Raw genomic sequence first — 22,667 nt, forward strand, 5'->3', positions numbered from 1 at the left:
AACGGGGCTTGTGCGCTTGTTCGAACAGGCAGACGTTAAGGAGAGAGCGCGTGAAGACGAAGAAGATTGAGGTGCTCGCGCCCGCCGGTAATCCCGCGGGCCTGAAAGCGGCGGTGTTTGCCGGTGCGGATGCCGTGTACATGGGCGGCTCGCTGTTTTCCGCCAGAGCATCGGCGGTGAATTTTTCGCGTGAAGAAATGCGGGAAGCGGTGCTTTTTGCCCGCGAGCGCAATGTGCGCGTGTACGTCACGGTTAACACGCTTTTAAAAGATGACGAACTTCCCGAAGCGCTCGATTTCTGCAAGTTCCTGTGTTCTGTTCCCGTAGACGGCATTTTGATCCAGGACATGGGTCTGTTTAATATTCTGCGCGAAGCCTGCCCCGAGATGCCTTTGCACGCCTCTACCCAGATGAGCCTGCACACGCCCGGCGGCGCGGCCTTATTAAAGGAACTCGGTGCGTCCCGCGTCGTTTTGGCGCGTGAGATGTCTTTGAAAGAAATTGAAGAAGTCTCCCAAAAGACCGATGTGGAGCTTGAAGCTTTCGTGCACGGCGCGCTGTGCATGTCGCTTTCCGGCCAGTGCTATTTCAGCGCCATGCTCGGCGGCCGCAGCGGCAACCGTGGGCGCTGTGCTCAAACCTGCCGTCTGCCGTTTGCCGCGCCCGGTGGCACGGGGCACGACCTCAGTTTAAAGGACATGTCGTTCATCGACCACATCGAAACGCTGCACAATGCCGGCGTATGTTCCGCAAAGATCGAGGGTCGCATGAAGCGGCCGGAATACGTGGCGGCGGCAGTCGCGGCGTGCCGAAAAGCGGCAGACGGCGAGTCTGTGCCGGAAAACCTGCTCGAACATTTAAACGCGGTGTTCTCGCGCTCCGGCTTTACGGATGGCTATCTGTCCGCTCACAGAGGACGCATCATGTTCGGCACCCGCACAAAGGAAGACGTGGAGAGCGCAAATTCCGCCGTGTTCGCGCAGCTGCATACTTTATATAAAAACGAAGCGCAGCGTGTGCCGGTGACATTCACATTAAGCGCCTTTGCGGGCGAAAACCCGCGCGTCACAGTCTCGGACGGCGAAAACGAAGCAGTCGTCACGGCAGAAGACTGCGTATGCGAAATCGCGCAGAAGCTGCCTGTCAACACCGAACGCTGGGAGCAGCAGTTAAGAAAAACCGGCGGCACGCCGTATTTGTGCGCAGCGGTGCAAATTGATACCGATGAAAAAACCGCATTGCCCATTTCCGTTTTGAACGGTCTGCGCCGTGAAGCGCTGGAAAAGCTCGGCGAACAGCGCCGCGAAAAGCCCGCCGTATCGTTTAAAGATATTCCGCTCGATACGCGTACACATGGTGGAAGCGGCCGGCCTAAACTCCGTGCGTTCTTCAAAGACTGCGCGCAGGTGCCGGAAAATATTTCCATGCTGGAAGCGGTCATTCTGCCGCTCGACGCCGACGAAACGACGCGCACGCGCTGCAAAGACGCGGGTGTTGAGGTGATTCTTTCCCTGCCGCGCGCGCTGTGGGGCATCGAAAACGCGGTGCGCGCACGCATGGAAGCGTGCAAAGCCATGGGCGATACGCACTTTTACTGCGGCAATCTCGGTGCGCTCGCCCTGTGCAAAGAACTTGGTGTGTCCGCGCACGGCGGATTTTCGCTCAATGTATTCAATACGGAATGCCTGCGCTTTTTTGAAGAATTCGGCTTAGACGATACCGAGCTTTCCTTTGAGCTGACCGGCGACGAAATTCGCGGCCTCGGCGGCGAGCTGCCGCGCGGCATTTTGCTCTACGGCCGTCAGCCCCTGATGCTCACGCGCAACTGCCCGCTTGCAAATTCGCCGAAGGGCTGCTTAAACTGCAAGCATGCGGGCAAAATCCGTGACCGTAAAGGCGTGGAATTTCCCGTGCACTGCACGCGTTTTGAGGGTAAAACCGTGTATTCCGAGGTCTTTAACAGCGTGCCGCTCGTGCTCTTTGACCGCCCCGTTTCAAATGTCGATTTCGGTGTTTTGCGCTTCTCTGTGGAAAACGCCGTGGAAACGCAGGCGATTTTAGACGCTGCCGTTCGTCATGAAAAGCCGCATTCCGACTGTACCCGAGGACTTTTCCTCCGCGGCGTGCTTTGATTGTGGAAAACTCGGTGGAAAGTGTTTAGAACTTTCTTTTTGAACAGACTGTGAACTTAAAAAAACCGCAGAAATAAGCCGTTTTTCATTTTCCACAGCGCTGTGGAAACAGTTATCCACAATGAGGGAAAACCGGGAAAAAGTGTGAAAAACGGGAATTTTTGGGATACTGTATATAGACAAGGAGCAAAAAATGGAACAAAATATGGTTTTAAAACTGATGCGTGTGCGCGAGGGTGCGATCATCCCGAAGCAGGCGACGGCGGGCAGCGCGGGCTATGACCTGTGCGCGTGTATGGACGCCCCGCAGACGATTGAGCCGGGCGAGCGCTGCGTATTTCCGAGCGGTCTTGCGGCGGAGATCCCCGCGGGCACGGCGGGCTTCGTTTTTACTCGCAGCGGTCTCGGCATCAAAAAGGGCATTCATGTCACGAACGGTGTCGGTGTCATCGACAGCGATTACCGCGGCGAAATCCAGATCGGCCTGCACAATCTCAGCGCGGAGCCGTACACGGTGCAGCCGGGCGAGCGCATTGCGCAAATGATTATTATGCCGTATTTCGCGCCGGTGATTGAGGAGGTCACATCTCTAACGGAGACTGACCGCGGTGCAGGTGGATTTGGAAGCACGGGGACAAAATAAATTTTCAAATTGCGGCGGTGTTCACGATTTTTCGGTTGAAGCTCCGCCGCTGTTTTGTTATACTGAATAAGTATGAGTACTGTGCGCCGCAAAGACGTGCGGCTTGCCAAAGTTTTACCCGTTTCGGGAGGTTTTATCCTATGGGTTCTCTGCAATCTACGATCATGGCGGGTCTTTCCTCGCTTTTTTCTCTTTTTTCAACATCTATCAAAGATATCGGCATCGACCTCGGCACGGCCAACACGCTCGTTTATGTGCGCGGTGAGGGTATCGTGCTGCGCGAGCCGTCCGTGGTGGCGGTGGACGCGAACTCCAACGAGGTTTTAGCCATCGGCAAAAAAGCCAAAGAAATGCTCGGCCGCACGCCGGAGTCCATCACGGCGGTGCGCCCGTTAAAAGACGGCGTCATTGCGGATTTTGAGGTGACGGCAGCCATGCTCAAATACTTTGTGCGCAAGGCCATCAAGGCCGGTTCGTTCACGCGCCCGCACATCGTCATCTGCATTCCCTCCGGCGTTACGGAGGTGGAGCGCCGCGCGGTGGAGGACGCCGCAAAGCAGGCGGGTGCAAGCCGCGTGGAGCTCATTTTGGAGCCGGTTGCGGCGGCTATCGGCGCAGGGCTGCCCACGGGCGAGCCGGTTGCGAGCATGGTTCTGGACATCGGCGGCGGCACAAGCGAAACGGCGGTCATCTCCTACGGCGACCCCATCGTGGCAGATTCCGTCCGTGTGGCAGGCGATAAATTTGACGCAGCTATCGTTTCGTACTTGCGCAAAAAGTACGGTGTGCTCATCGGCGAACGCACTGCGGAGGACGTGAAATTGCAGATCGGCTCCGCTTACCCGCTTGAGGAACTCGGCAGTGTCTCCATGGAGGTGCGCGGCCGCAGCGCGGCGGACGGCCAGCCGAAAAATATTACCGTCACGGCAGAAGACGTGCGCGAGGCGCTTTTGGTGCCGCTGAAAGCTGTGTTCGAGTCCGTACACCGCGTTTTGGAGCGGACCCCGCCGGAGCTTTCCGCAGATCTTTTGGATATGGGTCTCACGCTCACGGGCGGCGGTGCACTGCTGCGTGGCTTAGACCGCTTTTTGCATGAAGCGACGGGCCTGCCCGTGCAGGTCGCGGAGCGCCCGCTCGACTGCGTAGCCGAGGGTGCAGGCCGCACATTAGAGGGCAAAGCGCATATCCCCGCAAACGCGCGCGGCGCGGTAAAAGCTGCAGAAAAATAAATTGAATTTGACTTTAAATAAAAATCGAAAGGCAGGTGCGGCGCATGGAGAAATTCACCTCTAAAAATTTTAAAATTTTAATGATCGCGGTTGTCATTCTGCTCGGCGTGCTCGTGTACGGCTTAAACGCCGGAACATCCGTGTTCTCAAACGTGTTCGGCACGGTATCCGCACCGCTGCTCACGGCGGGGACGAATACTACCGAGGGCGCAAAGGAGTTTTTAAATTTGGACGGCATGTCCAAAGAGGAGCTTAAAGCGCTGTACAACGACCTTTCGGAGGAAAATCAGAAGCTGCGCGAACAACTCGTGGATTACTACACTTTAAAAGATGAGAATGCTTCGTATGAAAATATCCTCTCCGTCAAAAAAGCCATGCCCGACCTGCAATTAGCCGCGGGAAGCGTCGTAGGGCGCGACCCGAACGATGTGTTCGGTGATTTCACCATCAACTGCGGCAGCCTTGCGGGCGTGTCCGTCGGCGATGCCGTCATCACGGAAACGGGCGTCGTGGGCGTTGTGGAGGAGGTCTACGCCGCGTCAAGCCGCGTGCGGTCGATTTTATCCGAAAAGACGCAGATCGGCGCCACGGATAAATCATGCAAGGAAAGCGGCGTCGTCACAAGCGACATCCAGTTCGCAAACAGCGGCAAGGTAAAAATGCTGTACCTTACAAGAGATACCGAGGTGCAGCCGGGCTCCATCATTACCACGAGCGGCGCGGGCGGCGTGTTTCCGGGCGATTTGCTCATCGGGCGTGTGGACAGTGTGGAGCGCAGCAACGCGGATTCCTCGTACTATGCCATTTTGACCCCATACGTGGATGTAACCGAGGTGACGGACGTCTTCGTCGTGACGGATTTCGACGGCAAGGGCGACGTTACAACCGGCTTGCCGGAGACGAATAACAAAGATGAAGAAGACCCCGCGCAGACCGCAAGCAAGGGAAATGAATAAAAGGAGTGAACAGCTGTGCCGAACCGCAAAAAATGGATACGCTATGTCTTGTATGCGGTCGAGATCCTGCTGCTGTTCCTGTTACAGGATACACCGGGGCTGCTGCCGCAGATCATGGGCGTAAAACCGCTTCCGGTGCTCTCTGCCGCGCTCACCATTGCCATGGTGGAGGCGTGCACACCCGCTATGGCGTTCGGCATGTACGCCGGGTTTCTTGCCGATATCGGTAGCGGGGCTGTGTTCGGGTATCACGCGCTCACGTTCGGCGTGCTGTGCTTTTTGCTGAGCGGTCTGTGCGGCACCAGAATTCAAATTCAGCTTTTCACATCGGTATTGATGGGTCTGTGGAGCTGTGCCGTCGCCGTTTTGCTCGATTGGCTCGTGCTGTACGTTGCAGCCGGGTATTCACTGACGCTGTACGCGCTCGTCACAAAGTATCTGCCCATCTATTTTTACACGCTTTTAACGATACCCGTGTGCTACGGTTTGCAGGCGTGGGTGCGAAAGCCCCGCGTGCGCAGCGCCATACGGCGGCGCAGGTCAAAGCTGCATAAGCTGCAAAAAATTTAAGTTTTCAACGAAGGGGGACGACAGTTGTGGAAAAAGGACGCGGCCGCTATATTTTCTGCGGCGTTATGCTTGCTGCCGTCTTTCTTTTGTATATCGGGCGGCTTGCCCAGTGGCAGCTTTTAGAGGGCAGCACGTTTGAAGAGGAGGCCGTACAGTCCTCCGCGACGTACTTAAAGCTCACCGGCACGCGCGGCGAAATTTTGGACTGTAACGGAAACGTGCTCGCAGGCAACCGCTCCGTGTATAATGCCATATACAGTCGTCTTTCCGGCAGCAATGAAACGCGCAATGCCGTCGTTTTGGAGGCTGTAAAGCTGCTCGAAACGCTGAACGTCCCGTGGACGGATCGCCTTCCCATCGAAATCAAATCGGGCAAATATCAGTTTAAAACCAAAATGACCGCCGAGATCGAAACGCTGAAAAGCGAAGACATCTTAGACTTACCCTCGAGCGCCACGGCAGACGAGTGCATGGAATCGCTCATCGAGCGGTATGACCTCGAAGCCTATACAAGCCCCGAAGACATCCGCCGCATCGCGTCCGTGCGCTACGGCATGGAGTGCGCGTATTTCAGCCGTACGAATCCGTTCGTGCTCGCAAAAGACATTTCCATCGAAACGGTGGAACTCTTAAGTGAGCGCAGCACAGATTTGCCGGGCATTGAAACGCAGGTGGAGCAGACGCGCGAATACCCGGAGGGCGATTTGGCCCCGCATATCGTCGGCACGCTGGGTGCCATTTCGCAGGAGCAGTACGATGCCGCCGAGGAAGCGGGCAACACGTATTCCGCCTCAAACGTTTCCGGCTATTCCTATACGGATACCGTCGGCCAAAGCGGCATTGAGAGCGTGTTCGAGTCTACCCTGCGCGGCAAAAACGGCAAAGAGAGCGTCACAACGGATGCCACCGGCAAAGTGACCTCCACCACCGTGACGGAGCCGCCGGAAGCGGGCGATTCCGTGTGGCTTACCATAGACAGCAATGTGCAGCGCGCGGCCGTAAACGCGCTCGCCGAGCAGATTGAAGCGAAGCCGACCGAAGACTGCGAGGCCGGTGCGGTTATCGCCTTGGACGTGAACACCGGCGGCATCATCGCCAGCGCGACCTACCCGAATTTCGACCTTGAAAAGTACAATACGGACGATGCGTATTTGACGCAGCTTTATGCGGACGAAAGCCAGCCGCTTTTCAACCGCGCATTAAACGGCATCTTTACGCCGGGTTCCGTTTTTAAGCCCCTTGTCGCCTTGGCGGCGCTGGAGGAAGGCGTCATCACGCCGACCTCTCACCCCGTGAACTGCGACGGCGCGTACCACTATTATGCGCCGGATTACGAACCGGGCTGCCTCGGCGTGCACGGCGAGGTAGATGTGTATGGCGCCATTCGCAACTCCTGCAACGCGTTTTTCTTTGACGTGGGCCGCATGCTGACCATTCACAAAATGCACACGTATGCAGAGCTGTTTTCTCTCGGCGAAAAGACCGGGTGCGAATTGAGCGAGAGCGCGGGCATCATGTCCGACCCCAAAACGTATACGGAGCGCCACGGCGCAAATTGGTATGACGGCCTCACCATTCAGGCGGCCATCGGCCAGTGCGACGATATGTTCACGCCGATCGAGCTTGCGGAATACTGCGCCATGATCGCAAACGGCGGCACGCGCTACAAAACGCATTTCTTAAATAAAGTCACGGACTACGACCGCGCGGTGGAAAAAGAGACCGCAGAGCCGGAGGTCGTATTACAGGCGGAGATTGAAGACGAATATTTCAAGGTCGTGCGCGAGGGCATGCGGCAGGTGTGCACAGAGGGCACGGCGGCTTCGACCTTTTCGGATTTCGGCATTGCTGTTGCGGGCAAGACCGGCACGGCGGAAAACGCCGACCATTCCGATAACCTGACGTTCATCGGCTTTGCGCCGTACGAGAACCCGGAGATTGCCGTGGCGGTCGTCATCGAATACGGCGGCAAGGGCGATGCCGCAAAAGAGACGGCAAAGGCCGTTTTTGAAGCTTATTTTGCCGAGACGCTCCAAAAGGAGGCAAAAAACGCAGAAACCACGGTAACAGAGGGTACGGAATGACGCGTGCTTAGGGAGGATATTTGTCTGCTTCGACAAAAAAGCCGCCGTGTTTTTGTCTCGCTGTGATAAAATTGCGGTATAGCCATTTTTACTTTTGACTACCGTGCATTTTTGTGTTATTATGTTTAATGAGGTATTATCTATGGGTACTGCTATTGTTGTCACATCGGGAAAAGGCGGCGTGGGAAAATCCACCGTTTCGCTTGGGCTGGCTTCTCAGTTTGCGGCGGGCGGCGAACGCGTTCTGCTTTTGGATTGTGACGCGGGCCTGCGCAGTCTGGACCGTATGACCGGCACAGAGGAAGCGCTCGTGTTCGACAGTTCGGACGTTGTGGCAGGGCGCTGCGCGCCTGCGGATGCGATTTACCCGTGCGTGACCATGCCCGGCGTGTCTTTAATGCCTGCCCCGGCAAGCGGCGAAGATCTTGTGCCGGAACGCGTCATGCTCAGACTCGTTCCGCTTTTAAAGCGCTATTTTGACCGCGTGATCCTTGATTCTCCCGCGGGCGTGGGGCGTGGCTTCCGCGCGGCGGCAGCGGCGGCGGACTGCGCGCTTATTGTGTGCAACTCGGACCCCGTGTGTATCCGCGATGCATCCATCGTGCGCAGGCTTTTAACAGAGCTTGAGGTACCGCAGCAGCGGCTCGTCATCAATCGCTTTAACGCCGAATATTTCGGCAGCCTTTCCGCCGGGCGGGAAGACGCCGGCGGCCTGCGCGACCTCGATGACGTCATCGACCAAAGCGGCGTGCGGCTCATCGGCATCGTACCCGAAGATAGACAAATGACGGCTGCTTTTCAGCGTGGCTGCGTGCCGGCGGATGACCTGCCCGGCATGACGGCGCTTTCCCGCATAGCGGCACGCATGAACGGTGTTTCGGTTCCCTTATCGTTGTGACATTTGGGATAGGGGCCGAATGATTATAAACAGGGAGGAATTTTTATGAACATCGCGCTTACGGCGCATGACGCAAAAAAAGAGCTTATGGTACAGTTCTGCATCGCTTACTGCGGCATCCTGAGCCGGCATAATCTCTGTGCGACCGGCACCACCGGTAAGCTTGTAGAGGAAGCAACCGGTCTTTCGGTTCACCGCTTTTTAAGCGGCCCACAGGGCGGCGATCAGCAGATTGCGGCGCGTATCTCCTGCAACGAGATCGACCTTTTGCTGTACTTCCGCGACCCCATGCAGAAGCAGGCACTGGAGCCGCACGATAAAAACCTGCTCCGTCTCTGCGACCTGAATAACATTCCCGTGGCGACGAACATCGCAACGGCAGAGGTGCTCATCCATGGTCTCGAGCGCGGCGACCTCGATTGGCGCGAGATTGTAAAGCTGTAAATTTAAAACCAAAGCGTATGCTTTGAAAATACACCGGCATTGACCGGGAAGAGTATCTGCCATGGGGCACAAAACAGAGAGCGCCGCAAATGCTGAGAGCGGCGCGTGCATCCGGCAGAGAAAGACACCCGTGAGCCGCACGAAAGTGCGTTTTCCGCGTTAAGGAAAGAAAGGGGAGGGGAAGCTTTCGCTTTTTCTCCCGAAAAAGGGTGGCACCACGAACCTGTTTCGTCCCTTATCCGTTTTGGGTAAGGTTTTTTTTATTTTTCATGAATGAGAGGGATATTTTATGGAATTGATCACAAAAGCGCCTAAGGGCACCGTGGATATCATTCCGGGTGAATCCGAAAAATGGTCGCTTGTGGAAGCCGTTATGACGGATGAAGCGGAACTGAACGGCTTTTCCGAGATCCGCACCCCGGTGTTTGAGCACACCGAGCTCTTCCTGCGCTCCGTCGGCGACACCACCGACGTGGTGGAAAAGCAGATGTACACGTTTGAAGATAAGGGCGGCCGCTCCATTACGCTGCGCCCGGAGGGCACGGCGGGCACCGTGCGCGCCATGCTGGAAAACGGCCTGTATAACGGCGGTTACCCGGTAAAGCTCTACTATAAGACCTCCTGCTACCGCTACGAAAAGCCGCAGGCAGGCCGTCTGCGCGAGCTGCATCAGTTCGGCGTGGAGATGTTCGGCACCGCAGAACCGGCGGCGGACGCACAGGTCATCGCTATGGCCATGTCCATTTTCAATCGCCTCGGCCTTGCCGATGACATTGAGGTCTCCATCAACTCCATCGGCTGCCCCACCTGCCGCGCAGAGTACAGAAAGGCGCTGAGAACGTATTTCGAGGGCTATAAGGATCAGCTCTGCGAGACCTGCAATTCCCGCTTGGAGCGCAACCCCATGCGTATTCTGGACTGCAAAAGCCCCGTTTGCGGCGAGATTGCCAAGGGTGCGCCGAAGATCACGGATTATCTCTGCGACGACTGCCGTTCGCACTTTGAAAAGGTGCAGACGCTGCTGAAATCTATCAATATTCCGTTTTCCATCGATCCCGGCCTCGTCCGCGGCCTCGATTACTACACCCGCACCGTGTTTGAGTTCCCCTCGAAGCGCTTCGGCTTTGCGCTCGGCGGCGGCGGACGCTACGACGGCCTCGTGGAGGAAGTCGGCGGCAAGCCCACACCGGCACTCGGCTTCGGTCTCGGTCTTGACCGCATCCTGATGGCGATGAACGAGATGGGCGCAGACTTCGGAAATGACGCAAAGTGCGAGGTCTACATCGCGTCTCTGGGCGAAGCGGCGCAGATGAAGGCGTTCCAGCTCACCGAAAAAATGCACAGCTGCGGCATCGCGGCAGACTGCGACCTGTGTGCACGCGGTCTGAAAGCCCAGATGAAATACGCCGACAAAATCGGCGCGCAGTACAGCATCGTCCTCGGCGACGATGAGATCGCAAACGGCAAAGCTGTGCTTAAAAACATGAAGACGGGCGAAAAGAAGAAGATCTCCCTCAACGATGACTTTGTTGATACGTACATCACGGCCGTCACCGAACAGGAAGACGCCATGCCCATCACATTTTAACCGGTCACATTAACGAAAGAGGAAATCAATCATGACACAATCGAGAACCCATACCTGCGGCGAACTCCGCCTTGCAAACGCAGGCGAGACCGTCACACTGGTCGGCTGGATGGAAAACATCCGCGAAGTCGGCAATAACTTTGCGTTTTTGGTGCTGCGCGATTTCTACGGCACCACGCAGATCGTCATCGAAAACGAAGAGATGATGAACATTGTAAAGCCCCTCAATAAGGAATCCACGATTTCCGTTACGGGCGTCGTGCGCGAGCGCACCAGCAAAAACCCGAAGCTCCCCACCGGCGACATCGAGATCGCGCCGACGGAGATCACCGTGCTCGGCCGCTGCCGTTATAACGAGCTGCCGTTCGAGATCAACCACTCCCGCGAAGCGGACGAGAGCCAGCGTTTAAAATACCGCTATCTCGACCTGCGTAATCCGGAAGTGAAAGCCAACATCATCCTGCGCTGCAACGTTGTTTCCGCTCTGCGCACCGCTATGACGGAGCACGGCTTTTTAGAGATCACCACGCCGATCCTCACGGCTTCTTCGCCGGAGGGCGCGCGCGATTACCTCGTCCCGGCGCGTAAGCACCCGGGCAAGTTCTACGCCCTGCCGCAGGCGCCGCAGCAATTTAAGCAGCTCCTCATGACCGCGGGCTTTGACCGCTACTTCCAGATTGCACCGTGCTTCCGCGACGAGGATGCGCGCGGCGACCGTTCTCCGGGCGAATTCTACCAGATGGATATGGAAATGGCGTTTGCCTCGCAGGAAGACGTTTTTGCCGTTATCGAAGACGTTCTCCCGCCGATTTTTGCAAAGTACGGCACGTATAACATCGCGTCCTCCGCACCGTTTGCCCGCATCCCGTACCGTCAGGCCATGGAGGAGTTCGGCTCCGATAAGCCGGACCTGCGCATCGACCTGCGCGTCAAGGACGTTACGGACATTCTGCAAAACTGCGGCTTCGGCCCGTTTGAAAACAACATCGTCAAGGCTGTCCCGGTCTCCAACTGCAAGCTTGCCCGCAAGGCGGTCGATAAGCTCTGCGCAGACGTAGAGGTGCAGGCCGGCCAGAAGCCGTACTGGTTCAAGGTCGATGAATCCGGCGCCATTGCCGGCGGCATCGCAAAGTTTATCAATGCGGATGAAAAGACCGTGGAAGCCGTCAAATCCGCGCTGTCTCTCGAGCCGAATACGCTCGTGTTCCTCTCCGCAGGCAAGCGTGAGGAGGCCCAGAAGACCGCAGGCGTCATGCGTCGTATGCTCGGCGCGGCGTGCGAGGGCCACATGGATAAAGAGCGCTACGAGTTCTGCTGGATCGTCGATTTCCCCATGTACGAGATCGGCGAGGAATCCGGCGAGCTGGAGTTCTGCCACAACCCGTTCTCCATGCCCTCCGGCGGTATGGAAACGCTGCTTAAGGCCGAGCGCGGCGAGATTGACCCGCTCGACATTCTGGCAGACCAGTACGACCTCGTTTGCAACGGCGTAGAGCTCTCCTCCGGCGCTGTGCGTAACCATGACCCGGAGATCATGGTCAAGGCGTTCGAGATGGTACGCCTCGGCGAAGACGACGTAAAGGCGAAGTTCCCGGCCATGTACAACGCGTTCTGCTACGGAGCGCCGCCGCACGCCGGCATCGCCCCGGGCGTAGACCGCATGGTTATGCTGCTCTCCGGCGAAGAATCCATCCGCGAGGTCATCGCGTTCCCGATGAACAAGAGCGCACAGGATGTCATGATGGACGCACCGTCCAAAGTCACCGAGGCACAGCTCAAAGAGCTGCACATCGCCGTGACGGAAGAAGAGTAATGTTCTCTTTAGAACAGAACACGTATAAAAACGCGCGGCTCGGCGATACCGATTTCACGGACGCCGAGCTGCGCGGCTATACGTTTGAAAATTGCGACCTGCGCGGCGCGATGTTTTCCGGCGCTTTGCTTGAAAAATGCCGCTTTTCTGCGTGTGCGTTCGATTTTTCTCGCTTAAACGACGTTTTGGCGCGCGGCTGTTCGTTTGAAAACTGCACGTTTTCGGGCGCAAGCCTGTTTGTCACCGCGTTTGAGAATTGCCGTGTCTCGGGCTGCTCCTTTGCGGGCGCAGACCTCACCGGTTGGGCCGTGCGCGGCGGCACACTCGAATACTGTGTGCTCGATCATTGTCCGCTCAAAAAGCAGGACTTTTCCGGCATCAGTCTGCGCGGTACGAGCTTTGCGGAAGCGGACCTCGAAAAAGCCGATCTTTCCGGATGCGACCTTACGGAGACCGTGTTCCGCAATGCGCAGCTGAAAGAATGCGACCTGCGCCGTGCCAAATTTTCGCGCACCGATATCCGCTTTGCAAAAATGCAGAAAACAAAGATCGATTTGGAGGGCGCGGTGTATCTCGCAGGACTGCTCGGCGCCGTCGTCAACTAAAAAAGCCGGCAAAAATTTCGTGAAAAAACGCGGTTTATTTTGTCAACCGCCGTATGGCGTGCATAGGGCTTATAAACGGGTATAGACGGTGTGCAACCGCGCCGAAATGTGCCCCAAAAACCGTGAAAAAACGCCATGAAATCACAAGTTATACCGCGTGTTATGGAAAAAACCGTTTCTATGACGCGCGGTATATTTTGTTATTATTATGTAAACCTAATACTATATATAGTGGTTTTGATACTAAATATGCCCTTGACATGTATAGGAAAAGCGCCTATAATCGAAAGTACAGAAAGCGCAAAGCGAAGGCTCTTAGGCTTTGCCGCAGGGGAGAAACGGAAAGGGAAGTTAAACGTATGATTCGATATATTGTCAAGCGCAGCGGGGACAAGGTGTCGTTCGATGCGCGGAAAATCAAAAGCGCCATTTTTAAGGCCAATACCAGGATCGCCGCAGAGCGTATGAGCGACGCCGATCTGAACGAATTGACCGAAGAGGTGCTCACGGCGCTCGAAAAGCTGCCGGGTACGCCCACGGCGCAGGAAATTCAAAACGTGGTGGAGGAAAAGCTTCTTGCCGCCGATTACGCCAAAACGGCGAACGCTTACATCAATTATCGCACGGAGCATGAGCACCTGCGCGAAATGGACGACGAGCTCGTGAAGATTTTTGAAAACCTCACGTTCCGCCCGTCCGAAGAGGATGACTTAAAGCGCGAAAACGCGAATATCAACGCCGATACCGCCATGGGCACCATGCTGAAATACGGCTCCGAAAGCGCCAAGGCATTTTATGATAAATATGTCATCCCGCCGGAGATTGCCGAAGCACACGTGAGCGGCGACATCCACATTCACGATAAAGACTTTTACGCCCTCACCGAAACATGCTGTCAGATTGACCTTTTAAAGCTGTTTCAAGACGGATTTTCCACAGGCCACGGCTATTTGAGAGAGCCGAACGACATCCGCAGCTACGCCGCGCTCGCGTGCATCGCCATTCAGGCAAACCAAAACGAGATGCACGGCGGCCAAAGCGTGCCGAATTTCGACTACGCTATGGCGGAGGGCGTGAAGAAAACATACCGCAAGCAGTATTTCCGTGCGCTTGCGCAGTATATTGAGGTGCGGTTTGATATGAGCGCCTCCGATGCCGCCGCGCTGACGGCTGCCATCAAAGAAGCGCTCGGCACCGATGTCACAATGCACACCGCAGAAGCTTACGCCGAAAAGCTGCGCGCGTTTCTGCCGCGCCATCAAGCAGAAAACGGCTTCCAGATCATCACGGGCGACGCTGCCCGCGCCGCCGCGGAATACGCCGCAAAGACCGCCTACAAAGAGACGGATGCTACCACGTATCAGGCCATGGAAGCGCTCGTCCACAATTTAAACACCATGAATTCCCGCGCCGGTGCACAGGTACCGTTCAGCTCCTTAAACTACGGCACGGATACCTCTCCGGAGGGCAGAATGGCCGTGCACAACCTGCTCCGCGCTACGGAAGCGGGGCTCGGCGACGGCGAAACACCCATTTTCCCGGTTCAAATTTTCAAAGTCAAGGAGGGCGTCAACTACAACGAGGGCGACCCGAACTATGACCTGTTCCGCCACGCGCTGCGCTGCTCCGCCAAGCGCCTGTTCCCGAATTTCAGTTTTTTGGACGCCCCGTTCAACCTGCAATACTATAAACCCGGCGATTATAACACCGAGGTGGCGTACATGGGCTGCCGTACGCGCGTCATGGGCAATGTATTCGATAACACAAAGGAAGTCACCTGCGGCAGAGGCAATTTGAGTTTCACCTCCATCAACCTGCCGCGCATCGGCATTGAAGCGAAGGGCGATATGAAAACGTTCTATAAGCTGCTCGATGAAAAAATCGCGCTCGTGGAAGAACAGCTTCTGCACCGCTTCAAAATCCAGTGCAGCAAAAAGGTGTATAATTATCCGTTCCTCATGGGGCAGGGCGTGTGGATCGATTCCGAAAAGCTCGACCGCAACGATTCCGTCGCCGAAGTCTTAAAGCACGGCACCTTAAGTGTTGGCTTCATCGGCCTTGCCGAGACCTTAAAAGCCCTCACCGGTAAGCACCACGGCGAAAGCGAAGAAAGCTGGAAGCTGGGGCTTGAGATTATCTCCCATATGCGGGAGAAAATGGACGAAAAAAGCCGTGAGACCGGCCTCAACTTCACCTTGCTCGCAACGCCCGCAGAGGGGCTTTCCGGCCGCTTTGTGCGCATAGACCAAAAGAAATACGGCAAAATTCCCGGCGTTACGGACAGAGAGTATTACACAAACTCGTTTCACGTGCCGGTGTACTACCCCATCAGCGCCTATGAAAAGATTCGCAGAGAAGCGCCGTTTCACGCGCTCACGAATGCGGGGCATATCAGCTACGTGGAGCTCGACGGCGATACGTGCAAAAACATCGACGCATTTGAAAGCATCGTGCGCTGCATGAAAGAAATGGGCATCGGCTATGGCTCGGTCAACCACCCCGTAGACAGAGACCCTGTGTGCGGGTATAACGGCATCATCGACAAGGTGTGCCCGAGGTGCGGCAGAAGAGAGGGCGAAGGCGTTCCGCTCGAAAGGCTTCTGGAGCTGAAAAAGCGCTACCACGACGTCCCGGATTATTCGCATTTAATTAGATAGAGCAAAGTTACCGTTAACGGTGATTAAAAGTTTCGCCCGCCTTTTCAAAGGCGGTGGGGTCTTGGGGCGAAGCCCCGAGTCGCTTTCTGCAGAAAACGAAATCTATTTGCCTACCAAAAATCAGGACGGGAACTTCAACAGTCCGGTGGACTGTTGAAGTGTGGGAGACCCAATTAGGGGGTCTCCCAATGAACTTGAACCGCAAGTTCATAAAAGCAAAAACGGCAACACATGGGTTTAACCTGAACGACAAGTCGTTCAGCTATGGTTTTGTGCTTTTGATGATTGAAAATCATCAATTTCGCTGCGCGAAACCAGCCCAAGAACCACCTAAAAGGCGGCATCCGCCGCCTTTAGAAAAATTGAAATGAATGTAAAATTGTATTTATAAAAAGAATCGAGGCAGTTATCATGTCACCCAAAACACAGAAAAATACAAAAACCATCATCGTCGGCGAAGGCCGCGGATTCGACCGCATCCGCCGCATCACAGGCTACCTTGTCGGCACCACCGACCGCTGGAACGACGCCAAACGCGCCGAAGAACACGACCGCGTAAAGCACAGCCTGTAAGGCACGGCAAAATGGAAATCCGCATTTCTGGCATCGTGAACGATTCCATCGTGGACGGGCGCGGCATCCGCCTCACCGTGTTCACACAGGGCTGTCCGCACCATTGCCCCGGCTGCCATAACCCCCAAACGCATGATTTTGCGGGCGGCAGGGTGGAAGATACCGATGTCATCTTTGACATGTTCAAAAAAAATCCGCTGCTGCGCGGCATCACGTTTTCGGGCGGTGAGCCGTTCTGCCAGCCAAAGCCGCTTTTAGCGCTCGCAAAGCAGGTGCACGCCCTGCATAAAGACGTCACCGCCTATTCCGGCTGGACATATGAGCAGCTTGTTTCTATGCACAACCCCGATGTGGACGCGCTTTTAAACGCGTGCGACGTTCTGGTGGACGGGCCGTATATCGAACAGCAGCGCAATCTTGAGCTGCTCTTTCGCGGCAGCGAAAATCAGCGTCTTATCGATATGAACGCCACCCGCCGAAACGGACGCGTAACGCTTTTACAGCTCGATTATTAAAAAACTCCGCAAATTTCCTCTGATATGCGCTAAATCAATACCGCTATATCGAAAAAAGATGGGGGTAATTCATGATTTTGTAATTGATTATGCGGGAAACTTGTGGTAGAATAAAGACAAATGGGTTATTTTACATTTTATTTGCCTTTTTGGCGAAAGGAGAAATAACAATGACTAACAACAAGACAATTCTTGCTTGGATCGACGAGATGAAAGCTCTTGTCAATCCGGATCAGGTTGTTTGGATCGACGGCTCCGAAGAGCAGCTCGAAGAGCTCCGCAAGGAAGCAGTTGAGTCCGGCGAAATGATCAAGCTGAATCAGGAAAAGCTCCCGGGCTGCTACTATCACAGAACAGCTCCGAATGATGTTGCCCGTGTTGAGGACAGAACCCTCATCTGCTCCAGAAAAGAAGAGGACGCAGGCCCGACCAACCATTGGAAAGAGCCGCAGGAAGCATACAAGATGCTGTACGATATTGCTCGTGGCAGCTACAAGGGCCGTACCATGTACGTTATCCCGTACTCCATGGGCCCGGTCGGTTCCCCGCTCGCTAAGATCGGCGTTGAGCTGACAGACTCCATTTATGTTGTTCTCAACATGTCCATCATGACCAGAGTCGGTCAGAAGGTCATGGACGTTCTCGGCGACAGCAACGACTGGGTTCGCGGTCTGCACTGCAAGTGCGACGTTGATCCGGAGAAGCGCTGGATCTGCCAGTTCCCGGAAGACAACACCATCATCTCCGTAAACTCCGCTTACGGCGGCAACGTTCTGCTCGGCAAGAAGTGCTTCGCTCTGCGTATCGCTTCCTATCAGGCTAAGAACGAAGGCTGGATGGCAGAGCACATGCTCATCCTCGGCGTTGAGAACCCGAAGGGCGAGGTTAAGTACGTTTGCGCTGCATTCCCGTCTGCTTGCGGCAAGACCAACCTGGCTATGATGATTCCGCCGGAAGGCTACCGTGCAAAGGGCTACAAGGTCTGGACCGTCGGCGACGACATCGCTTGGATGCGCAAGGGCCCGGATGGCAGACTGTATGCCATCAACCCGGAAAACGGCTTCTTCGGCGTCGCTCCCGGCACGAACATGAAGTCCAACCCGAACGCTCTTATCTCTACCCAGAAGGGCGCCATCTTCACCAACGTTGCGCGTAACCTCGATGACAACACCGTTTGGTGGGAGAGCCTCGACAAGAACCCGCCGGTTAACGCAGAAGAGTGGAAGGGCGCTAAGGTAAACGGCCCCGAGTATGTTGCTGCTGGCAACAAGCTGGCTCATCCGAACAGCCGCTTCACCGCTCCTACCGCTAACTGCCCGTGCCTCTCCAGCGAGTTTGAGAACCCGCAGGGTGTTCCGGTCTCCGCTATCGTCTTCGGCGGCCGCCGTCCGGATACGGTTCCGCTGGTTTACCAGTCCAGAAGCTGGAACAACGGTGTCTTCATCGGCTCCATCACCGGCTCCGAGACCACCGCAGCCGCTGCAGGTGCAGTCGGCGTTGTCCGTCGTGACCCGATGGCTATGCTCCCGTTCTGCGGCTACAACATGGGCGACTACTTCAAGCACTGGATCGAAATGGGCGAGATGCTCGGCGACAAGGCTCCGAAGATCTTCAACGTCAACTGGTTCCGTGTCGACGAAGACGGCCACTTCATTTGGCCGGGCTTCGGTGACAACCTCCGTGTTCTCGAGTGGATCCTCAAGCGCTGCGATAACGAAGTTGACGCTGTTGAGACGGCAATCGGCTACGTTCCGAAGCCGGAAGACATCAACCTCGAAGGCCTCAAGGACTTCGATGAGGAGAAGCTCGCTTCCATCCTCAAGGTTGATAACGCTAAGTGGGCTAAGGAAGCTGCCGGCGTAGAGGAATTCTACAAGAAGTTCGGCGACAAGCTCCCGCAGGAGCTCAGAGACGAGCTCAACGGCCTCGAAGAGCGCACCAAGGCTTAATCAAAACTTAAATCGTAAGATTTAACGCATAGAAAGCGCCGCTTTTGGTTCACCCCGGAAGCGGCACTTTTGCATATTTATGGATGTTTTTGCACGGCGTTTGGCACAATTTATCCGTCAATTTCCATCGCAAATTACCCTCGAAGCTCAAAACAAAAGCACGCAGATTTAAGTGATCTGCGTGCTTTTCTCATATCTTTGTCCAGCAAAAAGATTTCGCCGTTTGCGAATGGCGACCAAAGGCGTTGCCTTTGGAAACCACCAGCTTTTTGAAAAAAGTTGGATTAAAAACTTTTAATCGCCGTTGTCGGCAACTCGCTTATCTTACCTTCCAGCGGTCGTTATACGTGCCGGAAAGGTCTGCAATCTTGCCGCTGTCTTCTTTCTCTTCCTTCACGTGTGAGGTCGCTCTGCGCTCGTTTAAATATTTCAGGAACAGCTCGCCGTCTACCGGCACAGCCTGCGGCTTGCCCGTCCAGTCGGAAAGGTGAATGGCGTTCGAGATATTCAGGCCGTTAATGCCCTCATAGCCCGGCGCCAGCAGCTCTTCGCCGTACAGAATAGCGTTTGTGAAGTTCTGCAGAATGCCGTTATGCCCAAGCTCAATGTTGTCCGTTTCCACTTCGGTCACGGTCATTTCGGGCTGTGCAAAGCCCTCTTTGCACGTCACGCAGAATTCGCGCTCCGGCACGGCGAGCTTCCACCAGGTCAGCTTGCCTTCTTCCCAAACAAGCTTGCCTTTGTCGCCTGTAATCTCCAAACGGTTCGTGCCCGGGCACTCACCCGTCGTGGTGATGAACGCGCCCGTCGCACCGTTCGGGTACTCGGCGTAAGCCGTCACTTCGTCCTCAACCTCAATGTTGTGCCAATGGCCGTACTTGCAGTGGCCCATCACGCGGTTCGGCATGCCGAAGATCCACTGCCACAAGTCAAGCTGATGCGGGCACTGGTTCAGCAGCACGCCGCCGCCTTCGCCTGCCCACGTCGCACGCCACGTGCCGCTGTCGTAGTATGCCTGTGTGCGGTACCAGTTCGTAATGATCCAAATACAGCGTTTCAGTTCGCCCAGCTCGCCGCTCTGCACGATCTCGCGCATTTTCTGGAACTTCGGGTTCGTGCGCTGATTGTACATGATGCCGAACACCTTGCCGGATTTTTTCGCGGCCGCATTCATTTCCTCCACCTGCTTTGTGTAAACGCCGGCAGGCTTCTCCGTCAGCACGTTCTTGCCCTTTTCAAAAGCATAGATCGCAATGGGGGAGTGGAAGTAATGCGGTGTCGCCACGATCACCGTGTCACACACACCGCTGTCAATCATTTCCTTGTAGTCTTCATAGCACGGTACGCCGGGCAGATTTTCGTCCGCCCAAAGGCGCTTCGATTCCGCAATATCGCACACGGCGGCAAGCTCCATGCCCTTGATATTGCCGGAGAAAATGCTCTTTGCGTGCGCCGAACCCATGTTGCCGATGCCGACAATGCCGACCTTTACTGTTTCGCTCATAAAATTACCTTCTTTCTGTTATTCGATGGTTTTCAAAATATCGTGCAGCGCGTCGGAAGCCACATCAAACGCTTCGTCCGCGTCTTTATATACGCGCTTATGCAGAACGTCCTCGCCCTGCAAGTTTTGCAAGCCGCTGAAATCGTACAAATGCGGCTCCAGCGTCAGCATGTACGGCTTACCCGTTTCCGCCAACGTTTTTAAAATACTCGGCACAGAGCCGTCTCCCTCACCCGCAGGCACCACGCTGCCGTCTTTAAACAGCGCGTCTTTGATGTGCATATAGTCGATGATCGGCGCGAGCGCCTTAAAGTTCACCGCCGGGTCATCGCCGCACTGAATGTAGTTTGCGGGGTCAAATACGCACCGCAGCGCCGGAATGGCTTTGTGCAGCTTCTCCACGCGCTTGAGCGTGTCGCCGTAAATGCCCTTCTCATTCTCGTGGCAGCAGTGTACGCCATTTGCTTCGCCGTAGTCCACCATTTTCTGTATTCGCTCGATCACGGTATCGTGATAAATCTCCGGATTTTTGCCCTCCGGAATATAGAAGCTGAACATACGAATGCGCGTGGTGTGCAGCTTTTTCGCAATCTCCACAGCGCGCTTGAATTTCTCGAAGTGCGGTGCAAAGTCGTCCTCAATGCCGATCTTGCCGATGGGCGAGCCGATGGCGGAAATGCCGATATTGCCCGCTGCAAGCTTCTTTTCAACAACATCAAGCTCCTCGTCCGTCAGGTCTAAAATGCCCTTGCCGTCCACGCCGCGGATTTCCATCAGTGAAATATGCTTGCGGTGCAGCGCCGCAATCTGCCGGTCAAACTCCGGCGAGGCTTCGTCTGCAAACGCGGAAAGTGTAAACTGTGTCATATGCCCTCCTTAGAACGTGCAGCCGGCACGAAGCAGGTTTTCGGCGCTCAGCTTCAGCTCGTCAAACGGGTTGCGGTCGTAGCAATTGTCCTGTTCGATCATTGCATATTGAATGCCTGTCTTCTCGCACGCCTCAATGATGGACTTAAAGTCCATGTTGCCGTCCATCACGGCTGCAAAGCGCTGCTCGTGGCCGTGCATCTTCATGTCCTTAAAGTGGATGACGTCAATGCGTCCCGCCATTTTTTCAATCTGTACCTGTGGCGAGCGCCCACCGTACTGCGTCCAATAAACGTCCAGAATAAAGCCCCATTTTGCCGGGTCGGTCTCCTCCGCCATGTGGTCGATGAGGCACTTGCCGTCAAATTTCTCGTATTCAAAGCCGTGGTTGTGGTAATGCAGCTTCATGCCCGCGTCGTGCAGCTTGTCGGCAGCGGGGCCGAAATCCTTCAAAAACGCGCGCATACCTTCCAGCGAGCCCGTGTATTTCTGCGGCATCATGCCGATGCCCACGTGGTTCGTACCGAAAATGCGGTGGTTCTCAATCACCTTTTCGGTGTTCTCCAGAATGAGCTGCGGGTTCGTATGCGTAATGATGATGGAAAGCCCGTTTTCATCGCAAATCTCGCGGATGATATGCGGGTCAATGTCGCCAAACGCAGAGACCTGCAAAGTCTTGTAGCCGATGTCGTGCAGCTTTTTCGCCGTCTCTCTAAAGTCGGCTTCGTTCTGCGCATAGTCGCGGATGGTGAAGCCCTGTGCGCCGATGATCATGAAAAATTCCTCCCAAAAGTCAGATTATACGCCGGAGTACGCGGAGAAACCGCCGTCCACCGGGATTGTGATGCCGGTCACAAAACCGGACGCGTCATTGTCGATGAGGAAGCGCAGTGTGCCGAGCAGCTCCTCAGGCTTGCCGAAGCGGCCCATCGGGGTCTGCGAGATGATTTTGTGACTGCGCGGGGTCAGGCTGCCGTCCTCGTTAAAGAGCAAGGTGCGGTTCTGATTCGTTGCAAAGAAGCCCGGCGCAATGGCGTTCACGCGGATGTTGCAGTTTGCAAAGTGTACCGCCAGCCACTGCGTGAAGTTCGAGACCGCTGCCTTGGCACCGCTGTACGCCGGGATCTTCGTCAGTGGCGTAAACGCGTTCATCGAGGAGATATTCACAATGCAGCCGCCTGTTTCCAGCATGTCGGTCGCAAATGCCTGCGTCGTCAGCAGCGTGCCGAGAAAGTTCAGGTTGAACACGAACGAAACGCCGTCCTGGTCAAGGTCAAAGAACGACCGCGCGTTTTCGTCCAGCATATCTTCTTTGCTGAAATACTCGCTCGTCGTGGTGCCCTTCGGGTTGTTGCCGCCCGCACCGTTGATGAGCACCTCGCACGGGCCGAATTCTTCCAGCACAACGTCATGCGCTTTTTTCAGGCTCTCTTTGTCCAGCACATTCGCCTGCACGGCAATGGCCTCACCGCCCGCCTTGCGGATACCCTCCGCCTCGCGCTCCGCAGCCTCCAAGTTGAGGTCAAGCAGTGCGATTTTGTGCCCGTCTGCGGCAAGCGCGCGGGAAAAAGCGCTGCAAAGCACGCCGCCCGCGCCGGTAATGACAATATTCATAGGAAATTCCTCCTTATTATAACGTG

General features: G+C 55.5%; 20 protein-coding genes and 1 other annotated feature. Of the genes, 16 read left to right on the forward strand and 4 right to left on the reverse strand.

The genetic code is table 11. The features are described 5' to 3' along the window. Positions 1-50: 50 nt before the first annotated feature. The 16 genes from ACLTX1_RS08080 to ACLTX1_RS08155 all read left to right on the forward strand — a co-directional run bounded on the left by ACLTX1_RS08080 (position 51) and on the right by ACLTX1_RS08155 (position 18,656). Complete coding sequence (locus tag ACLTX1_RS08080; RefSeq protein ID WP_412330720.1) at positions 51-2,132, forward strand: U32 family peptidase; 2,082 nt, start codon at positions 51-53, stop codon at positions 2,130-2,132. A gap of 193 nt (positions 2,133-2,325) precedes the next feature. After that, positions 2,326-2,775 carry a dUTP diphosphatase gene (gene dut, locus ACLTX1_RS08085; RefSeq protein ID WP_308449290.1) on the forward strand — a complete coding sequence of 150 codons (450 nt, stop codon included), beginning with the start codon at positions 2,326-2,328 and terminating at the stop codon, positions 2,773-2,775. A gap of 164 nt (positions 2,776-2,939) precedes the next feature. Next, positions 2,940-4,004, forward strand: coding sequence for a rod shape-determining protein (locus ACLTX1_RS08090; RefSeq protein ID WP_176820627.1), 1,065 nt, complete (start codon positions 2,940-2,942; stop codon positions 4,002-4,004). 44 nt (positions 4,005-4,048) lie between these two features. Continuing rightward, on the forward strand, positions 4,049-4,960 hold the full coding sequence (mreC, locus tag ACLTX1_RS08095) for a rod shape-determining protein MreC (protein ID WP_308449291.1): 912 nt from the start codon (positions 4,049-4,051) through the stop codon (positions 4,958-4,960). 15 nt (positions 4,961-4,975) lie between these two features. Then, positions 4,976-5,530: a hypothetical protein gene (locus tag ACLTX1_RS08100; RefSeq protein WP_412277723.1), complete on the forward strand. Its 555-nt coding sequence runs from the start codon at positions 4,976-4,978 to the stop codon at positions 5,528-5,530. A gap of 26 nt (positions 5,531-5,556) precedes the next feature. After that, complete coding sequence (locus ACLTX1_RS08105; RefSeq protein ID WP_412330721.1) at positions 5,557-7,614, forward strand: penicillin-binding transpeptidase domain-containing protein; 2,058 nt, start codon at positions 5,557-5,559, stop codon at positions 7,612-7,614. 142 nt (positions 7,615-7,756) lie between these two features. Continuing rightward, positions 7,757-8,512, forward strand: a complete 756-nt coding sequence (locus tag ACLTX1_RS08110; RefSeq protein WP_176820587.1) for a P-loop NTPase — start codon at positions 7,757-7,759, stop codon at positions 8,510-8,512. 45 nt (positions 8,513-8,557) lie between these two features. Continuing rightward, complete coding sequence (locus ACLTX1_RS08115) at positions 8,558-8,956, forward strand: methylglyoxal synthase (protein ID WP_308449294.1); 399 nt, start codon at positions 8,558-8,560, stop codon at positions 8,954-8,956. A gap of 30 nt (positions 8,957-8,986) precedes the next feature. Then, positions 8,987-9,195, forward strand: a binding site (T-box leader). Positions 9,196-9,245: 50 nt separating this feature from the next. Beyond that, positions 9,246-10,544: a histidine--tRNA ligase gene (gene hisS / locus ACLTX1_RS08120; protein WP_412330722.1), complete on the forward strand. Its 1,299-nt coding sequence runs from the start codon at positions 9,246-9,248 to the stop codon at positions 10,542-10,544. Between the two features lie 31 nt (positions 10,545-10,575). After that, entirely contained in the window at positions 10,576-12,357 is a 1,782-nt protein-coding gene (gene aspS / locus ACLTX1_RS08125; RefSeq protein ID WP_412330723.1) for an aspartate--tRNA ligase, read from the forward strand. Then, the gene (locus tag ACLTX1_RS08130; protein ID WP_308449297.1) at positions 12,357-12,962 is read left to right on the forward strand and encodes a pentapeptide repeat-containing protein; all 606 of its coding nucleotides are present in this window, start codon (positions 12,357-12,359) and stop codon (positions 12,960-12,962) included. The genes aspS and ACLTX1_RS08130 overlap by 1 nt, the downstream gene beginning before the upstream one ends. 359 nt (positions 12,963-13,321) lie before the next feature. Then, positions 13,322-15,619: an anaerobic ribonucleoside triphosphate reductase gene (locus ACLTX1_RS08135; RefSeq protein WP_412330724.1), complete on the forward strand. Its 2,298-nt coding sequence runs from the start codon at positions 13,322-13,324 to the stop codon at positions 15,617-15,619. 188 nt (positions 15,620-15,807) lie between these two features. After that, a complete protein-coding gene (locus ACLTX1_RS08140) occupies positions 15,808-15,990 on the forward strand; it encodes a hypothetical protein (RefSeq protein ID WP_316686320.1) in 183 nt (60 codons plus the stop codon). A 40-nt stretch (positions 15,991-16,030) separates the two neighbouring features. Beyond that, the gene (gene nrdD, locus ACLTX1_RS08145; RefSeq protein ID WP_176820581.1) at positions 16,031-16,192 is read left to right on the forward strand and encodes an anaerobic ribonucleoside-triphosphate reductase; all 162 of its coding nucleotides are present in this window, start codon (positions 16,031-16,033) and stop codon (positions 16,190-16,192) included. Positions 16,193-16,203: 11 nt separating this feature from the next. After that, the gene (nrdG, locus tag ACLTX1_RS08150) at positions 16,204-16,707 is read left to right on the forward strand and encodes an anaerobic ribonucleoside-triphosphate reductase activating protein (protein ID WP_308450125.1); all 504 of its coding nucleotides are present in this window, start codon (positions 16,204-16,206) and stop codon (positions 16,705-16,707) included. A 170-nt stretch (positions 16,708-16,877) separates the two neighbouring features. After that, positions 16,878-18,656 (forward strand): phosphoenolpyruvate carboxykinase (GTP), encoded by a 1,779-nt coding sequence (locus ACLTX1_RS08155; protein ID WP_308450124.1) that lies wholly within the window; start codon positions 16,878-16,880, stop codon positions 18,654-18,656. Between the two features lie 319 nt (positions 18,657-18,975). Here ACLTX1_RS08155 and ACLTX1_RS08160 read toward each other — a convergent pair whose 3' ends face one another. From ACLTX1_RS08160 to ACLTX1_RS08175, 4 genes are read right to left on the reverse strand one after another with little or no spacing between them, the layout of a single operon-like run. After that, positions 18,976-20,160 (reverse strand): Gfo/Idh/MocA family oxidoreductase, encoded by a 1,185-nt coding sequence (locus ACLTX1_RS08160; protein WP_308450123.1) that lies wholly within the window; start codon positions 20,158-20,160, stop codon positions 18,976-18,978. Positions 20,161-20,178: 18 nt separating this feature from the next. Then, the gene (locus ACLTX1_RS08165) at positions 20,179-21,027 is read right to left on the reverse strand and encodes a sugar phosphate isomerase/epimerase family protein (protein WP_308450122.1); all 849 of its coding nucleotides are present in this window, start codon (positions 21,025-21,027) and stop codon (positions 20,179-20,181) included. Between the two features lie 9 nt (positions 21,028-21,036). Next, positions 21,037-21,801, reverse strand: coding sequence for a sugar phosphate isomerase/epimerase family protein (locus ACLTX1_RS08170; protein ID WP_176820576.1), 765 nt, complete (start codon positions 21,799-21,801; stop codon positions 21,037-21,039). A 24-nt stretch (positions 21,802-21,825) separates the two neighbouring features. After that, positions 21,826-22,641 carry an SDR family oxidoreductase gene (locus ACLTX1_RS08175; protein WP_308450121.1) on the reverse strand — a complete coding sequence of 272 codons (816 nt, stop codon included), beginning with the start codon at positions 22,639-22,641 and terminating at the stop codon, positions 21,826-21,828. Positions 22,642-22,667: the final 26 nt, after the last annotated feature.

It is taken from the genome of Hominenteromicrobium sp., from assembly GCF_046974225.1.
Lineage (GTDB): Bacteria > Bacillota > Clostridia > Oscillospirales > Acutalibacteraceae > Hominenteromicrobium > Hominenteromicrobium mulieris.